11 protein-coding genes are annotated in these 15,874 nt (G+C 34.8%); 6 read left to right on the top strand and 5 right to left on the bottom strand.

Translation table 11 applies throughout. The annotated features are described in order from the left end of the window. Positions 1 to 7: 7 nt before the first annotated feature. From AC3E9W_RS12725 to AC3E9W_RS12715, 3 genes are all read right to left on the bottom strand, one after another. Positions 8 to 1,810, bottom strand: coding sequence for a RagB/SusD family nutrient uptake outer membrane protein (locus tag AC3E9W_RS12725; protein ID WP_488768630.1), 1,803 nt, complete (start codon positions 1,808 to 1,810; stop codon positions 8 to 10). Positions 1,811 to 1,826: 16 nt separating this feature from the next. Further along, on the bottom strand, positions 1,827 to 5,072 hold the full coding sequence (locus AC3E9W_RS12720; RefSeq protein WP_488768627.1) for a SusC/RagA family TonB-linked outer membrane protein: 3,246 nt from the start codon (positions 5,070 to 5,072) through the stop codon (positions 1,827 to 1,829). A gap of 628 nt (positions 5,073 to 5,700) precedes the next feature. Then, positions 5,701 to 6,867: an MFS transporter gene (locus tag AC3E9W_RS12715; RefSeq protein WP_306159176.1), complete on the bottom strand. Its 1,167-nt coding sequence runs from the start codon at positions 6,865 to 6,867 to the stop codon at positions 5,701 to 5,703. A gap of 103 nt (positions 6,868 to 6,970) precedes the next feature. Between AC3E9W_RS12715 and AC3E9W_RS12710 the strand changes: the two genes are divergently transcribed. The 4 genes from AC3E9W_RS12710 (at position 6,971) to AC3E9W_RS12695 (ending at position 9,426) form a co-directional block, all read left to right on the top strand. Continuing rightward, on the top strand, positions 6,971 to 7,804 hold the full coding sequence (locus AC3E9W_RS12710; protein ID WP_488768625.1) for an AraC family transcriptional regulator: 834 nt from the start codon (positions 6,971 to 6,973) through the stop codon (positions 7,802 to 7,804). A gap of 70 nt (positions 7,805 to 7,874) precedes the next feature. Further along, positions 7,875 to 8,234 carry a hypothetical protein gene (locus tag AC3E9W_RS12705; protein ID WP_488768623.1) on the top strand — a complete coding sequence of 120 codons (360 nt, stop codon included), beginning with the start codon at positions 7,875 to 7,877 and terminating at the stop codon, positions 8,232 to 8,234. A gap of 99 nt (positions 8,235 to 8,333) precedes the next feature. Next, positions 8,334 to 8,864, top strand: coding sequence for a DUF3347 domain-containing protein (locus AC3E9W_RS12700; RefSeq protein ID WP_488768621.1), 531 nt, complete (start codon positions 8,334 to 8,336; stop codon positions 8,862 to 8,864). A 1-nt stretch (position 8,865) separates the two neighbouring features. Continuing rightward, positions 8,866 to 9,426, top strand: a complete 561-nt coding sequence (locus tag AC3E9W_RS12695) for a helix-turn-helix domain-containing protein (RefSeq protein ID WP_488768619.1) — start codon at positions 8,866 to 8,868, stop codon at positions 9,424 to 9,426. A 257-nt stretch (positions 9,427 to 9,683) separates the two neighbouring features. Here AC3E9W_RS12695 and AC3E9W_RS12690 read toward each other — a convergent pair whose 3' ends face one another. Together AC3E9W_RS12690 and AC3E9W_RS12685 are read right to left on the bottom strand one after the other, a co-directional pair. Further along, positions 9,684 to 9,965, bottom strand: coding sequence for a Txe/YoeB family addiction module toxin (locus AC3E9W_RS12690; protein WP_306159186.1), 282 nt, complete (start codon positions 9,963 to 9,965; stop codon positions 9,684 to 9,686). Next, positions 9,941 to 10,171 (bottom strand): DUF2683 family protein, encoded by a 231-nt coding sequence (locus tag AC3E9W_RS12685; RefSeq protein ID WP_488768617.1) that lies wholly within the window; start codon positions 10,169 to 10,171, stop codon positions 9,941 to 9,943. The genes AC3E9W_RS12690 and AC3E9W_RS12685 overlap by 25 nt, the downstream gene beginning before the upstream one ends. Positions 10,172 to 10,821: 650 nt before the next feature. Between AC3E9W_RS12685 and AC3E9W_RS12680 the strand changes: the two genes are divergently transcribed. Then, the gene (locus AC3E9W_RS12680; RefSeq protein ID WP_488768615.1) at positions 10,822 to 13,350 is read left to right on the top strand and encodes a heavy metal translocating P-type ATPase; all 2,529 of its coding nucleotides are present in this window, start codon (positions 10,822 to 10,824) and stop codon (positions 13,348 to 13,350) included. 180 nt (positions 13,351 to 13,530) lie between these two features. Further along, positions 13,531 to 15,771, top strand: coding sequence for a multicopper oxidase family protein (locus tag AC3E9W_RS12675; protein WP_488768613.1), 2,241 nt, complete (start codon positions 13,531 to 13,533; stop codon positions 15,769 to 15,771). Positions 15,772 to 15,874: the final 103 nt, after the last annotated feature.

Genomic DNA, 15,874 nt, shown 5'->3' with positions numbered 1-15,874 from the left:
AAAGATTTTAATAACCGAAATCATTTTTTAGTTGACCATTACTTGCATCAAGAAACACTTGCCATATTGGCCAATATTGTCTGTTATCAGGATTAACTCCTACTTTATACAATGAAGCTATTTTAGCATCAGCAGTTGTTCCTGTCCATGTCCACGGAGTAGATGAATATAATACACCTGGATTAGTAGTTTCTCCACGGTTAAGCCCATAGATATCTAAACTTACATTATCCGATTGGTATTTGTAGTATAAAGTTGCTGGAACGTCAGCATATTGTCCAGTACGAGTAGATAATTCTGCCATTTTTTGTTTCGCTTTGTCTAAGTTAACTTTAAGCAAATTCCAACGAATAAGAGCCTGCTTACGCTCCATTTCGCCTGTGAATTCATACTTATTTTCTTCAACAAGAGCATTAAGCATTGCTTCTTTACTAGTTAAAGCATTTACGTAATTTTCAACTTTCACTGCTTGGTCTGCTGAAGAAAATGATCTTCTGCGAACTTCTTTTAAGTATGGCATTGCTGCACCTGGGCCTTCTAATTCGTTTGCTGTTTCAGCAGCAATTAAAAGTACCTCAGCATAACGCATATACATTTTATTAACTCCATCATCATTTGTAGAAGTTACATAACGCTTCATCCATTCGTAACGGTATTTACCAAAATACCAAGTATCTAAAGTCCCTAGCTCTTGCTTAGCAATACCATTTGTCGCTGTGCCATATTTATAAGGTACACAAGTAACATTTCTACGTGCATCTGCTTGATCATAATCGTAAAAAACAAAAGGTAATGGTCCTGCTACACCTCCACGGTTAGCTCCATTTGCTTGAAACTGATCCGCTGCTGCGGTATGTTTTACTGCAAAAGTGAATAACATTCTTCCACGTCCATCAGAAAAAGGAAGCTCCCAAAGAGACTCTCCTCCTGCTGCAGTATTCTCCTCATTGTATTTTCTCCATAATCCTTCAAAAGTAGATTCTAAGCGCGCAGTGCCACTTTGAATCACTTCGCGAGATTCTTTTAATGCTAATGCATACATGTTTGCTACTGAAAGTTCTGGATCAGTACTTCTTCTTACTCCGTCAGGATATTGCTGATAACCACTTGCTGCTAAAGCCAAACGTGCTCTAAATCCTTTTACAAAAGCTTTATTTACATGTTCTACTGTACTCGTGTAAGAAGTTTGGTTAGGCCAAGCAACCAATGTAGAAGCTTCTCCTAAATCTGCGATTAATTGTTTATAAATAATATCTCTGTCTGCTTTAGGCAAATATAAAGTAGCAGTAGTAATAGGCTCAAAACGAGCTGGAACATCTCCCCATGATTTAAGCAAATCGGCATAGTAAATAGCTCTTAATGTTAAAGCCTCTCCTAATAGCTGTCCCATTTCTGATCCTGGTACAGGATTTCCATATTGACGCATACCTGTAATGCAAACATTAGCACGTTCAATACCTGAATACATCATCGCATAAGCGTTATTGGTTGTATTCATTTCGGTATTAGTTGGCTTAGCATCATAAACACATAAATCTGCTTTATCACCAGCTGTTTGCGAAGTATTGTACCATTCTGTATCTGTATTTAATCCGTAATATGGTAAAAATCTTCCTCTATAAGAGTTAGTCTCTGCAAATGGTACTTTTATTCCATCAACAGCTCCTTTGGCAAGTGCCACTTCAGAAAAGATCAACGCTGGATCTAATGTTGATTTTGCATCTGTATCTAAATAATCGTCTTCAAATTGCTGGCAAGAACTAAATAGACTACAAATTATCAATCCCGCTATTATTATTTTATGTTTCATTTTGTTGTCTTTTAAATTAGAAATTAAGATTCATACCAAAAATCATTTGTCTGCTTCTTGGATAAGGGCTTGAATCAACACCTGGTGTAAGTGGATTTTTCCTTTTTGTTGAAACTTCTGGATCAGAACCACTGAAGTTAGTCCAAACAAAAACATTGCTAGCCGTTAAATAAAATCTCAACTTTGAAATTCCAAGTTTTGATGTAAACATTTGAGGTGTTGTATACCCTAATGTTAAAGTATTTAATCTTAAGAAAGAGGCGTCTTCAACAGCCCAATCAGTAAAAATAGCGCTTCTCATATATGGAGACCACATCGTTGTATTAGTATTAAGAGCTGCTAAAGCTTCAGGGTTATCTATTACTAATTGTCCCGTTGCTGGATCTAAGTTTGTCCATCTCTTACCGTCTGCCATCGTAGAGTTTAAGTTTTTATATCTTCCTGAAGCTGTAGCAGTAGAAAATTCAATTTTATCAGCATTATATACTTCATTACCAATACTCCAGTTGAAAGCCGCCATTAAGTCAAATCCATAAGCATTACCGTTGATTACAAAACCACCAGTGCTTTTAGGATTAACATTACCAATAACTGTTTTATCTTTTATATCTACTATACCATCTCCATTAACATCTTTCAATTTCATATCTCCAGGCATAAGGGTACTTCCGCTTCCTACTAGAGAAGTAGAGGTATTCACTACACCACTTTTTAGAACATATTTTCCTCCAACATAATCAAAGTCTGAAACTTCATATCTACCATCATTTCTATAGCCATACATACTACCTAACGAAGATCCTACTGCTACTAGATAATCATCTCCGATTTGAGAAGAAGCCCATCCTGTTGCTTGTCCAAAATCGCTCATAACCCCAAGTGAGTTAATACGGTTTTTGTTTACTCCCATGTTGAATGAAAAATTAAGTCCGTAATTCTCTTTTTCAATCGCAACAACATTTACAGTAGCCTCAAAACCTGTGTTTTGTGTTTCTCCCATGTTACGGTATTGATAATCATATCCAACTCCAGAAACTGGAAAATTGATTAACAAGTCGCTGGTAACATTTTTATAGACATCAAAATTACCACTTAAGCGATTTTTGAAAAATGCAAAATCCAAACCAAAATTCTGAGTTACTGTCGTTTCCCATTTCAAATCAGGATTAGGCATTGTTTTAGAAGGTGCCCAAACACTAGTAACACCATTAATCCATGTAGTCGCTGTAGATTGGAAAATTTGAACTTGCTGACCAACAGGTATATTATTATTTCCTGCCTCACCATAACTAGCTCTCAACTTTAAAAGGCTTAACCAACTTTTATTTTTTAACCAATTCTCTTCAGAAATTTTCCATCCTGCTGCAAATGCTGGAAAATAGCCCCAACGGTTTTGCTCTTGAAATTTACTAGAACCATCTGCACGAAACGTAGCTGATAAAATGTAACGATTTTTGTAATCATAATTTGCACGTCCAAAGAATGATAATAATCTATCATCTGGACTGTAATAATTATCTACAGATTGTGGAGTTCCTTGTGTTGTTAATGTTTTTGCTTTTTCAAAATCAAAAAAAGTAGGATATCCATGGATTGTATTTGTTAGCGTATTTGTTGTATATGTAATACTTTCTTCTCCAACAAGAGCTGTTAAATGATGATCCTCTCCCATTAATTTTTTGAAATCGTAGTTTAATGTGTTTGCATTTCTAAAACGCTTCTCTTTATTGTCTGACATAATCATTGCAGGCATATTCTGTAAAGTCGCAATTGGAGAATTAGCTACATAATAAGTAGTTAGACCGTAAAAACGATAATCTTGATTATTAAAATTATCCAAACCTAAATCTACTTTCAACTTTAAATTGTCTACAATCTCCCATCCAAAACTTCCTAACATATTAAAGTTTTTACGGAACTGCTGACGCTGATTATCAGAAATAGAAGTAAAAGGATTTATTAGCATATCTGTCCCATCGCCATTAACATCTTCAGAAGTTAATCCCGATACAGGAAGTGGTGCATATCCTACAATAGTACGCATACGTGAATCTGATGAAGATTTCTCATTTTGCTCATTTACACCACCACCATCAACTTCTGTATCTGAATAACGCACTGTAAAACCAACATCAATCTTATCACTTAATTTGCTATTCAAAGCCAATGAAAGGTTATTTCTTTTATAATTTGAACCGATCATAATTGCCTTTTCATCATAATGAGCATAATTAAAATTATAATTAATCTTATCTGTTCCTCCTCTAATTCCCAAATCACGGCTTTGCACTTCACCTCTACGTCCAAAAACTTGCTTTTGCCAATTATCACCTTTTAAACCGTTATACAGATCGTGATCTTCCCAGTTTCCAAAATACTTTGTGTAACTATCGGGATTAGAAGCTACTTTTGTTCCACTTTGAGAAAGCAATGCATATTCGTACTGCCATTTAGTATAATCTTCTGGCGACAAAACATCAATTTCTTTAGCCATAGTTTTCATGCCATAGAACATATTGAAGTTTACTGCCATTTTTCCATCTTTGCCTCTTCTTGTTGTAATAAGGATAACCCCATTTGCACCACGAGATCCGTAGATTGCAGTTGAAGCCGCATCTTTTAAAACCGTCATTGTCTCGATATCAGATGAAGAAATATCATTCATATTATTGATCGGAAAACCGTCCACAATAATTAAAGGCGAAGAATCTTGAGTAAGAGACCCTCCTCCACGAACTCTAATTTTAATATCTGCATCTGGAGAACCCTCTGCTGCCGTTACTTGTACACCAGCAATACGACCTGTTAATGCTTCAGCAACATTGGCTACTGGTACTTTTTTAAGGTCGGTACCTGATATTGTAGAAACCGCTCCAGTCAAATCAGATTTTTTAGCTGTTCCATATCCAATTACAACAACTTCATTTAAGCTATTAGAATCTTCAGACATCGTTGCATTTACTTTTGTTTTTCCGTCAGCTGAAATGTCAATGGTTTTAAATCCTATAAAAGAAAAACTTAAGACCGCTTTCGGGTTGGTAAGCTTTATTTTATAATGTCCGTCAAAATCGGTAGAAGTTCCGTTCTTAGTTCCTTTTTCTAAGACGTTTACCCCAGGAAGAGAAAGTCCCGCGGCATCCTTCACGGTTCCCTCTATCGTTGTGCCCTGTGCGTGTACTTGACTACCGATCAATAAGCACAGTAAGAAAACAAGTTTAAAGCAAAAATTTGCTCCTTTGTTTAATAGTTCTTTAAAGTTCATGGTTGATTGTTTAAGTTATTAATGTTTTTTCTTTTTGGTTTAAGTGGTTTTTTGTGGTTACTTTCAATTCATTTTTTAGTTAATTTTTGTGGTTTTATTTTAACAATACTTTATTTATATCTGTATTAAAGCTTTACGTTTAGTACATTTTCAGCCTTTTTTACTTAATCGATTTCGAAACAAGGAAAAAAAGTTGTAATCGATTACACAAACATAGATATTTTTTCGAAATGAAAAATAAAAATTCCTAAAAATTTCATAAAAAAAATTACAAATTAAAAATTATATCCGCTTTTTATGTGACATATATAATTTATGCTAATATAAAATATTAAATATATTATTATTAATCGTTCATTTGATTCGATTTTTGCAAAAAAAACAATCGATTACATGAATATTAATTACGAAATTTTTAGGTGTTGATTTCACACTTAAAAAGTTAAAATAGTACTAAAAAAAATTTTAAGAACTGGAAATATCAGCAAAATTTTATAGTGATTTTACCTATAAAAAAGATTTAATCGCGAGGGAAAAAGTAATTTTGACTATAAGTTTCGTTATTTTCAAAACAAAAAAAAAGCCCTTAAACAAACGTTAAGGGCTAAAAAGAATGTAATTTTTAGAATTAGATAGGCTGTACTCGAACCTGTTTTTGATGTAACCTCATCAAGATGAAAGTAATAATCATGCCGATCACAGACATTACAACTCCTATAAGATTTGGAGAAGAATAACTAAACCCAGCCGCCAATGGTAAACCGCCTAAAAACGCTCCTAATGCATTACCTATATTGAAGCTTCCTTGCAATGAAGCCGAAGCGATCATCTCTGCTCCTTTTGCTGTGCGTATCATTAGCATCTGAATTGGCGCAATAACCGAGAATGAAATAGCTCCAGTTAAGAAAGTTAGGAATAAAGACATATATTGATTGAACGAGAAGAAATAAACCAAAACCAAATCGGTCGACATAACAAGTAAGAGCGCCAGAGTTGTCGGAGCCGGTGAAAAACGATCGGCCAATTTTCCTCCAACAAAATTACCGACAACCATTCCTAATCCTGCCAAAATCAGAATTGAAGAAACATCTTCTGGCGAAAATTTAGAAACATTAATTAATAAAGGAGCAATATAACTGATCCAAGCAAACAAACCTCCAAAACCAATAGCAGTGATTCCGATGATTAGCCAAGCTTCTGTTTTCTTAAAGAACTGAAGTTGCGTTTTCATATTCACACTTTCTCCCTTTTCAAGATTTGGCATCCATAAATAAATAGCTAAAAAGGTCAATAAGCCAACAATAGCAATTAACACAAAAGTATAACGCCAAATAAAATGGTGTCCTATATAAGTTCCGATTGGCACACCTATTAAATTAGCGATAGTCAAACCCGCAAACATTATAGAAATTGCCTGCGCTTCTTTTCCTTTATCTGCCAAACGGCTTGCGACTACCGCACCCACTCCAAAGAATGCTCCGTGTGGCAATCCAGATAAAAATCGAGAAGCAAATAATACATTATAATCAGGAGCAATAATGGACAAAGCATTAAAAACGGCCAGCATTAAAGCTAATATTAAAAGCATTTTTTTAGGCGCATAATTTCTTCCTGCGATTACTAATAAAGGCGCTCCAATAACAACTCCAAGCGCGTAAGCTGAAATTAAATATCCAGCAACGGGAATAGAGACTTTCATATCTGAAGCAATATCTGGGAGTAATCCCATCATTACAAATTCTGTAATTCCAATAGTTAACCCTCCTAAAGAGAGTGCAATAAGACTTTTTTTCATTTTGATTTACTGTAGAAAGGAATAGATTTCTACGATGCAAATTTAACGCCGTTAACCTGAAAATAAATTGTAAATTTGTGATATAAAATTGTACATTTAAGTTATGCCAAAATTAAATCAGTTTAAAACTCTTGTCCTTGATGAATTTGAAGAAGAGAAATTTCATCTTCCTCCGCATACTCATACGTATTACGAAATTATCTATATTAAAAAAGGAAGTGGCATTCATCATTTGAATAACAACTTATTACCCTACAAAGCAGGAGATCTATTTGTAATTTCGCCAGACGATGAACATTATTTTGATATAAAGAAAAGCACACTATTTATATTCATAGAATTCACCGACAATTATTTCAACTCCAAACAGAATCTAACCTGCGATGAGTTTTTGGTGAATACTCCTGAAAGCTTCATGAGAGATAAAATCTTAAAAGAAACAGTTTTAAAATTTGATGAACCCTGCAAAACAATTTTAAGAAACACAGTCGAAAACATCGTAACTTATAATCATTATATTGACGTTACATCTTCGCCAATTGTTTTCTATCAGATTCTTTCCATTTTTGGTTTAATTAAAGAAACGATTCGAGGCATGAATCTGCAGATGAAATCGACACATTTAGATAATGAGCAAATTGCCAATTACATTCATCAGAATATTTATCAGCCAAAATTGATTCAGGTAAAAGTTATTGCAGAACATTTTAATATTGCTCAAACTTATTTTAGTGCTTATTTCAAAAGAACTTTCAGCATTAGTTATCGCGAATATATTCAAAATTTGAGAATGGCTTTAATCGAAAAAAGATTTCACAACAATCAATTGCCAATCAAACAAATTGCGTACGAATTTGGTTTTACAGACGAAAGTCATTTGACGAATTATTTCAAGAAACGCAAAAACATGAAACCAACCGATTTTAAGAAACTCTAGTTAGCGAAATCTTAAAAAAAGTTTCTTCGAATATTTTTTAACTAAATTTGTACTTCTAAAAATAATTTCTTTGACCAAAAGAATCCACATAGTAATGCTTTTTCTAACGCTGAGTTTCTTTTGGAACCCCGGTTACAGCCATGCATGCAATAGCGGACATCAAAAAGAAATTAGCACAAAAGAAGAAAACAGCTGTTCTAAAAAATGCTGTGAAAAGAAAACTTCCAAGCAAGAAAAACACAATTGTGACGGAAAATGCCGTCATTCGGGCTGTACTGCCTCTGCCTTGCAATTTGTCATTTTAACTTCAAATGATTTTGATTTACAAAAAGATGTTTTCAACTTTTTTTTAAAAAACACTATTTCATCCTACAGTAATTCAACTATTTCTTCTGGATTTACTTCTATTTGGCTAAAGCCGAAAATATAATTATTGCATTTGTGACAGCCCATATTGGGTCTTTTTTGAAACCAAATTTTTTAATTAATTTTAAAGGAAAATTAAATCCTTTACCTAATATTATATACAATGAAAAAATCAATCATAGCTTTAGCAACAGTCTTAACAGTATTATTTAGCGCCAATACTATTCAAGCAAACACCACAAAATCAGAATCTGGAATAACAGAAATCGTTGATGCAAGTCAGCTACAGTCTGTTTATGATTCTTATTTTGCCGTAAAAGATGCACTTATAAAAAGTGACAGCAAATTGACTTCGGCGAAAGCTGCAACTTTATTGACTGCCATTAACGCTGTAAAAATGGATAAATTAAAAAGCAACGAACATACCGTTTGGATGAAAGTGGTTAAAAAATTAACTGCTGATGCTAAAAGTATTTCAGCAACTACAGATCTTAAAAAACAGAGAGAGACATTTAAATCGCTTTCTAAAAATACTTACGATTTAATAAAAGTTTCAAATCCAGACCAGCCAATCTACAAACAATACTGCCCAATGGCCGATGCTGATTGGTTAAGTAAAGAAAAAGCAGTTAAAAATCCGTACTATGGATCTTCTATGCTTACTTGCGGAAATGTGGTAGAAACGATTAAATAATATGAAGCTTTACATCAAAAATATGGTGTGCAGCCGATGCATAATGGTAGTGAAGTCTGAGTTAGAACAACTCGGACTTCATCCTATTTCTGTTCATTTGGGAGAAGCTGAAATTGAGGAAGAAATCAATGAAAATCAGAAAGATATTTTATTGAAGAATCTTCAATCTATTGGTTTTGATTTAATCGATGATAAAAAAACAAAAACAATCGAGAAAATAAAAAACCTGATTGTCGATTTGGTTCACCGAAAAAACAATGATCTAAAAATTAATCTTTCAGATTACTTGGCAGAAAACCTCAACCAAGATTATAATTCGTTAAGCAATTTATTTTCTGAAGTTGAAAACACTACGATCGAAAAATATTTCATCAGCCAGAAAATTGAAAAAGTAAAAGAATTATTGATTTATGATGAACATTCGCTTAGCGAAATTGCCGATATTCTTAATTACAGCAACGTCGCACATTTGAGTAATCAATTCAAAAAAATTACTGGCCATACTCCTACTGGTTTTAAGCAATTAAAAGATAAAAACCGTATTCAGTTGGAGAATTTATAAAAGTTTTTTAACCGTTAAGAACGCAGAGAGTTACGCAATCCCGATAGCTATCGGGAGCAAAGTTTTTTAAGCTTTGCGAACCTTTTTATTTTTATATTTTTCAACGCAAAGATTATAACTATAGCTCACGGTTTCAACCGTGGGTACATACAGAGTAGAAATTCGTTACGTACCCAAGGTTGAAACCTTGGGCTATATTCATAAACGAAATTCTCAAAAAATAAATAAAAAAACGTGCTAATAATTAGCACGTTTTTCTATTTATCATTATAATGTCCCATTGCAGAAATTACTACAACAGTTACAATTTCTTCCTCAACACTATAAATTAGTCTATCTTTTTTATTTATTTCTCTAGACCAAAATCCTGAAAATTGATATTTAAGAGCCTCCGGCTTTCCAATTCCTTCAAAAGGATGCTCCGCCAATTCTTCTAATATTTTTGCAATTTTCTTAATGCTCGCTTGATTACCCGACTTAAGATGTTTTGCAATTTCTAATTGTGCCTCGGGAATTATTTCAATCCTAAACTTCCCCATATATCATTTGGATCAATTACTGTAGCTTTAGATTTTCCGCTTTTATAATCGGCATATCTTTTCTGAATTTCAGCAACAAATTCAGGATTGTATGGACTTTCTTCTTCCTCAATTTTTACACCTTTATTTGTCACAGCTAACAACTTTGCAAGTTCAAGCAATGTCTTTCCTGCTTTTGTACGCTCGTTTATAGTTATTGTTTTCATAATCTTTTATTTATGAAACAAAGATACAAAAATCGTGCTGTTTTTATTACAATAAATTTTAATCGCAAAGGTTTACGCAAGGTTCGCAAAGATTTTTTTAAGCTTTTGCTAACCTTTTATTTTACATTTTTAATTAAACACAAAAATTATAACCATACCCCAAGGTTTCAACCTTGGGTACATGCAGGTAGGACATTCGTTATGACGAAATCGTTGCGTACCCAAGGTTAAAATCTTGGGCTATGGCCTTCTCGCAAAGCCGCAAAAGCGCAAAGTTTTTTGGCTGAAGATTAAAGATTTATTTCACGCAGATTTCGCAAATTACAGCAGATTTAATTTGATCTTTTATTTTTAAAATCTATTCTTATTTGCTTAAATCATTTTAAATCTGCGTGAAACAAAAACTTTGCGACTTCGCGGCTTTGCGCGATTAAATAAGTCCAGTAAAAACTTTGCGAGCTTTTTAAAATCTCAAATAAATAAAATCTTAGCGCCCTTTGCGTAACTCTCTGCGTGCTTTGCGATTAAAAAATAAACGCATTAAAAAAAAACCGTATCTTAGTAAATCTTACAAATCATCCCCAAAATTATACAAACCGAACCCGCTTATAGTTCGGAAATTTGCATTGTATACCAAAAAGAACAAAGCAATGAAACATCAATATATAATTTCAGGAATGTCGTGCAACGGATGCCGAACCAAAGTAGAAAAGACTTTAAATGAAGTCGAAGGTGTTCAGGCAGAAGTAACATTAAATCCGCCAACCGCTACTATCACAATGGAAAAACATGTTCCAACAGAAAAATTTCAGAAAGTTTTAGCTGCGGCAGGGAATTATACAATTGAAATGGATTCTCCCAAAAATCACGGCGAAGCAGTTAAATCTTGCTGTTCAGGTCATAAAAAAGAAGAGCATTCACATCATAAAACAGAAACAAAAAAAGTACATCAGCACAGTGCAAACGGTGTTTATTACTGTCCGATGCATTGCGAAGGAGATAAAACCTATAACAAACCCGGAGATTGTCCAGTCTGCGGAATGGATTTAGTGCCGCAGGTTACTGTTTCAGCGGCGCAATATACTTGTCCAATGCATCCTGAAATTGTTTCAGATGAACCTGGTGATTGTCCAATTTGCGGAATGGATTTGGTTCCGATGCAGGCTTCAGACGAAGAAAATAAAACGTATACCGATTTATTGAAAAAAATGAAAATTGCGATCTTGTTTACACTTCCAATTTTTATTATTTCAATGTCAGAAATGATTCCGAATAATCCTTTATATAATATAATGTCGATTGAAAAATGGAATTGGGTTCAGTTTCTGTTTTCGCTTCCCGTGTTATTTTATGCAGGGTGGATGTTTTTTGTTCGCGCTTACAAATCGATTGTAACGTGGAATTTAAACATGTTTACGCTAATCGGAATTGGAACGAGCGTGGCTTTTATTTTTAGTTTGGTCGGAATGTTTTTTCCAGATATTTTTCCGCCTGAATTCAAATCACATCACGGAACGATTCATTTGTATTTTGAAGCGGCAACCGTCATTATCACTTTAGTTTTATTAGGACAATTGTTAGAAGCTAAAGCGCACGGGCAAACCAACGGAGCGATAAAAGAACTTTTAAAACTGGCTCCCACCGAAGCTACTTTAGTAGAAAACGGAATTGATAAAACAATCTCCATTCATAATATCAAAAAAGGCGACTTGCTTCGTGTAAAACCCGGAGAAAAAATTCCAGTTGACGGAAAAATAACTTCAGGAGAAAGCAGTATTGACGAATCTATGATTACCGGAGAACCAATTCCTGCAGATAAAAAAACGGGCGATGCTGTAATTTCAGGAACTATAAACGGAACCAAATCATTTGTTATGGTTGCCGAGAAAGTAGGTTCAGAAACCATGCTATCACAAATTATCCAAATGGTAAATGATGCGAGCCGTTCGCGTGCTCCAATTCAGAAATTAGCCGATCGCGTTTCTAAATATTTCGTTCCGACTGTTGTAATTATTTCGGTTTTAACCTTTTTCCTTTGGGCAAAATTTGGTCCAGAACCAGCTTATGTTTATGGATTAATTAATGCGATTGCGGTTTTAATTATTGCTTGTCCTTGCGCTTTAGGACTAGCAACTCCGATGTCGGTTATGGTTGGTGTTGGAAAAGGCGCGCAACAGGGAATTTTAATCAAAAATGCTGAAGCATTGGAAAACATGAATAAAATCGATGTTTTAATTACCGATAAAACTGGAACTATTACGGAAGGAAAACCTTCCGTAGAAAAAATATTCGCTTTAAATAATGACGAAAATTTACTGCTTCAAAACATTGCTTCTTTAAACCAGCATAGCGAACACCCATTGGCGCAGGCGGTTGTTAATTTCGCTAAAGCTAGAAATATTTCTACAAAAGAAGTTCAAGATTTTGAAACCATTGCAGGAAAAGGTGTTTTGGGAACTATCGAAAACAAAAAAATAGCTTTAGGAAATAAAAAGCTAATGGATGAAATTGGCGCTTCAATTTCTGAAGATTTGGAAACTAAAGTCGTTGCCGAACAAAATCTCGGAAAAACGGTTTCTTATATTTCTATTGAAAAAACGGTTTTAGGTTATGTAACCATTACCGACGCTATAAAAGAAAATAGTGCCAAAGCAATCAAAGAATTAATCGCTCAAGGTGTTGAAGTTATTATGCTGACGGGAGATAATAAAAACACAGCAAAAGCCGTTGCCGATCAGTTGCATTTGAGTTCGTTTAAAGCCGATTGTCTTCCAGAAGATAAATTAAAAGAAATAGAACGTCTTCAAGCTGAAGGAAAAATTGTGGCAATGGCGGGCGACGGAATTAATGATGCTCCGGCTTTGGCGCAATCCAATATCGGAATTGCGATGGGGACGGGAACTGACGTAGCGATCGAAAGTGCCAAAATAACTTTGGTAAAAGGCGATTTGCACGGAATTGTAAAAGCTAAAAACTTGAGTCACGCTGTAATGTCAAATATCAAACAAAATTTATTCTTTGCCTTTATTTACAACACTTTGGGCGTTCCAATTGCGGCAGGAATTTTATATCCCATTTTCGGAATTCTGCTTTCGCCAATGTTGGCAGCGGTTGCTATGAGTTTAAGTTCTGTTTCAGTAATTGTGAATGCTTTACGTTTACGAAATCTAAAATTGTAACCGTTGGGGCGTAATTATTTTTTAACACATAGAAACATAGTTCTGCTTTGTGTTTAAAGGCGCTTCACTTGCTTCAATGCACATAGTATATCTATGTGTGGAAACGAGTTTCTTTCACTCACTTTTTTTAGATACAGAAATCTATGTTTCTATGTGTTAAAAAACAAATTATAATATAGTATGAAAATCAAATATATTCTTCTTTTATTTCTAATCGCTTTTCAGTTAAAGGCACAAAAAGTCGTGCGTTACGATTTGCACGTTCGAGATACAATTGTCAATTTTTCGGGTAAAGAAAAACGTGCCATTGCTGTAAACGGACAAATTCCGATGCCGACTTTGACTTTTACCGAAGGCGATATTGCAGAAATTTACGTGCACAACGATCTAGAAAACGAAGACACCGCAATGCACTGGCACGGATTATTTCTTCCGAATAAAGAAGACGGCGTTCCGTATTTGACGCAAATGCCAATTAAGCCAGGAACAACTCATAAATATACTTTTCCAATTATCCAGAACGGAACGTATTGGTATCACAGTCATTCGGGACTTCAGGAACAAATTGGTTTGTACGGGCTTTTCATCATCAATAAAAAGAAAGACGATTCAACAATTCGAAAAGGAATTGACGATTTGCCAACGATTCCGGTTATTTTGAGCGAATGGTCGGATTTGAAACCTGAGAATATTCAGCGAATGCTGCACAATGCCAACGATTGGTTTGCCATAAAAAAAGGAACAACGCAAAGCTATGCAGAAGCCATCAAACAAGGACATTTTTCAACCAAAGTGACTAACGAATGGAAGCGAATGAACGCTATGGATGTGAGCGATGTTTATTATGAAAAGTTCCTGATAAATGGCAAAAATGAGTTGCAGTTTTCTGATTTAAAACCAGGCTCAAAAGTCCGTTTGAGAATTGCCAACGGAGGCGCATCAAGTTATTTCTGGCTGACGTATGGCGGAGGAAAAATCACCGTTGTAGCCAGCGACGGAAATGATGTTGAACCCGTAGAAGTTGATCGTTTGATTATTGCCGTTTCTGAAACGTATGATGTTGTAGTCACGATTCCAGAAGATAATAAAGCTTTTGCTTTTTTGGCTACAGCCGAAGACAGAACGGGATCTGCTTCTTTGTTTTTAGGAAATGGAGAAAAACAACCTGTTCATCATCTTTCGAAATTAAAATATTTTGAAGGCATGAAAATGATGAACGATATGATGAAAATGAATGGCGAAATGAACGATATGGGCATGAATATGTCTTTGAATAAAATGGACATGAACGCTGTAATGTATCCTGAAATTTCAGGTGAAGATGAAAATGCAAAACCTGCAATGGATCATTCGAATCATAATATGGAAGGAATGAAAATGGAAAGTGACAGTACGGAAACTGCGGAAATTGTGACTTTAAATTATGAAATGCTGAAATCGCCTTTCAAAACCAATCTTCCAAAAGACGCGCCGGTAAAAGAATTGCGTTTTGAGTTATCTGGAAATATGAATCGTTATGTTTGGAGTCTGGATAATAAAGTAGTTTCTGAAACGGATAAAATCTTAATTAAAAAAGGAGAAATTGTTCGCATTACCTTATATAATGGTTCGATGATGCGCCATCCAATGCATTTGCACGGACATGATTTTAGGGTTTTAAACGAACATGGAGATTATTCTCCTCTAAAAAATGTTCTGGATATTATGCCAATGGAAACCGACACCATTGAATTTGAAGCCAATGCAGATGGCGACTGGTTTTTTCATTGCCATATCCTGTATCACATGATGGCAGGAATGGGAAGGATTTTTAGTTACGAAAATTCAGCTCCAAATCCGTTGATTCATCATCCCGAAATGGCTTTTAAAATGCTGAAAATGGACGATCGAATGTTTCATTTTATGGCCGAGAATGATTTTGCCACGAATGGAAACGACGGTGAAGCGATGTACAGCAACACACGCTGGAGCATCGGCACGGAATGGCGTTTGGGTTACAACGACAAACATGGTTATGAAACGGAAACGCATATTGGAAGATATATTGGTAAAAATCAATGGCTGATGCCTTTCATCGGTTTTGACTGGCGCTATCGAAAAATGGGAATGGATGAACAGGAACAGAATATTTTCGGACAGAAAAACACTAAAGATAATCGCTCCGTTTTTAGCGCAGGTTTAGAATATACTCTACCGATGCTGATAAAAGCACAAGTCGAAGTCTATACGGATGGAAATGTACGTTTGCAATTTGAACGAAAAGATATTCCGCTTTCGAGACGTTTGCGAATGAATTTAATGTGGAATACAGATAAAGAATATATGGCGGGATTGAAATATGTAGTTGGCAGAAACTTCGGAATCACAACGCATTATGACAGCGACATGGGAATAGGATTTGGGGTGAACTTGAATTATTGATTTTGTTTTTGAACCATATAAGTTATTTAAGTTCATCTTAAAGTTTACAAAAACATTAACAATTTGTAAGAATCAGCTATAAGAATTCCTGCTATATTTGATT

The organism is Flavobacterium sp. 38, from assembly GCF_057799715.1.
This window is presented reverse-complemented; position numbering and strand designations above follow the sequence as displayed.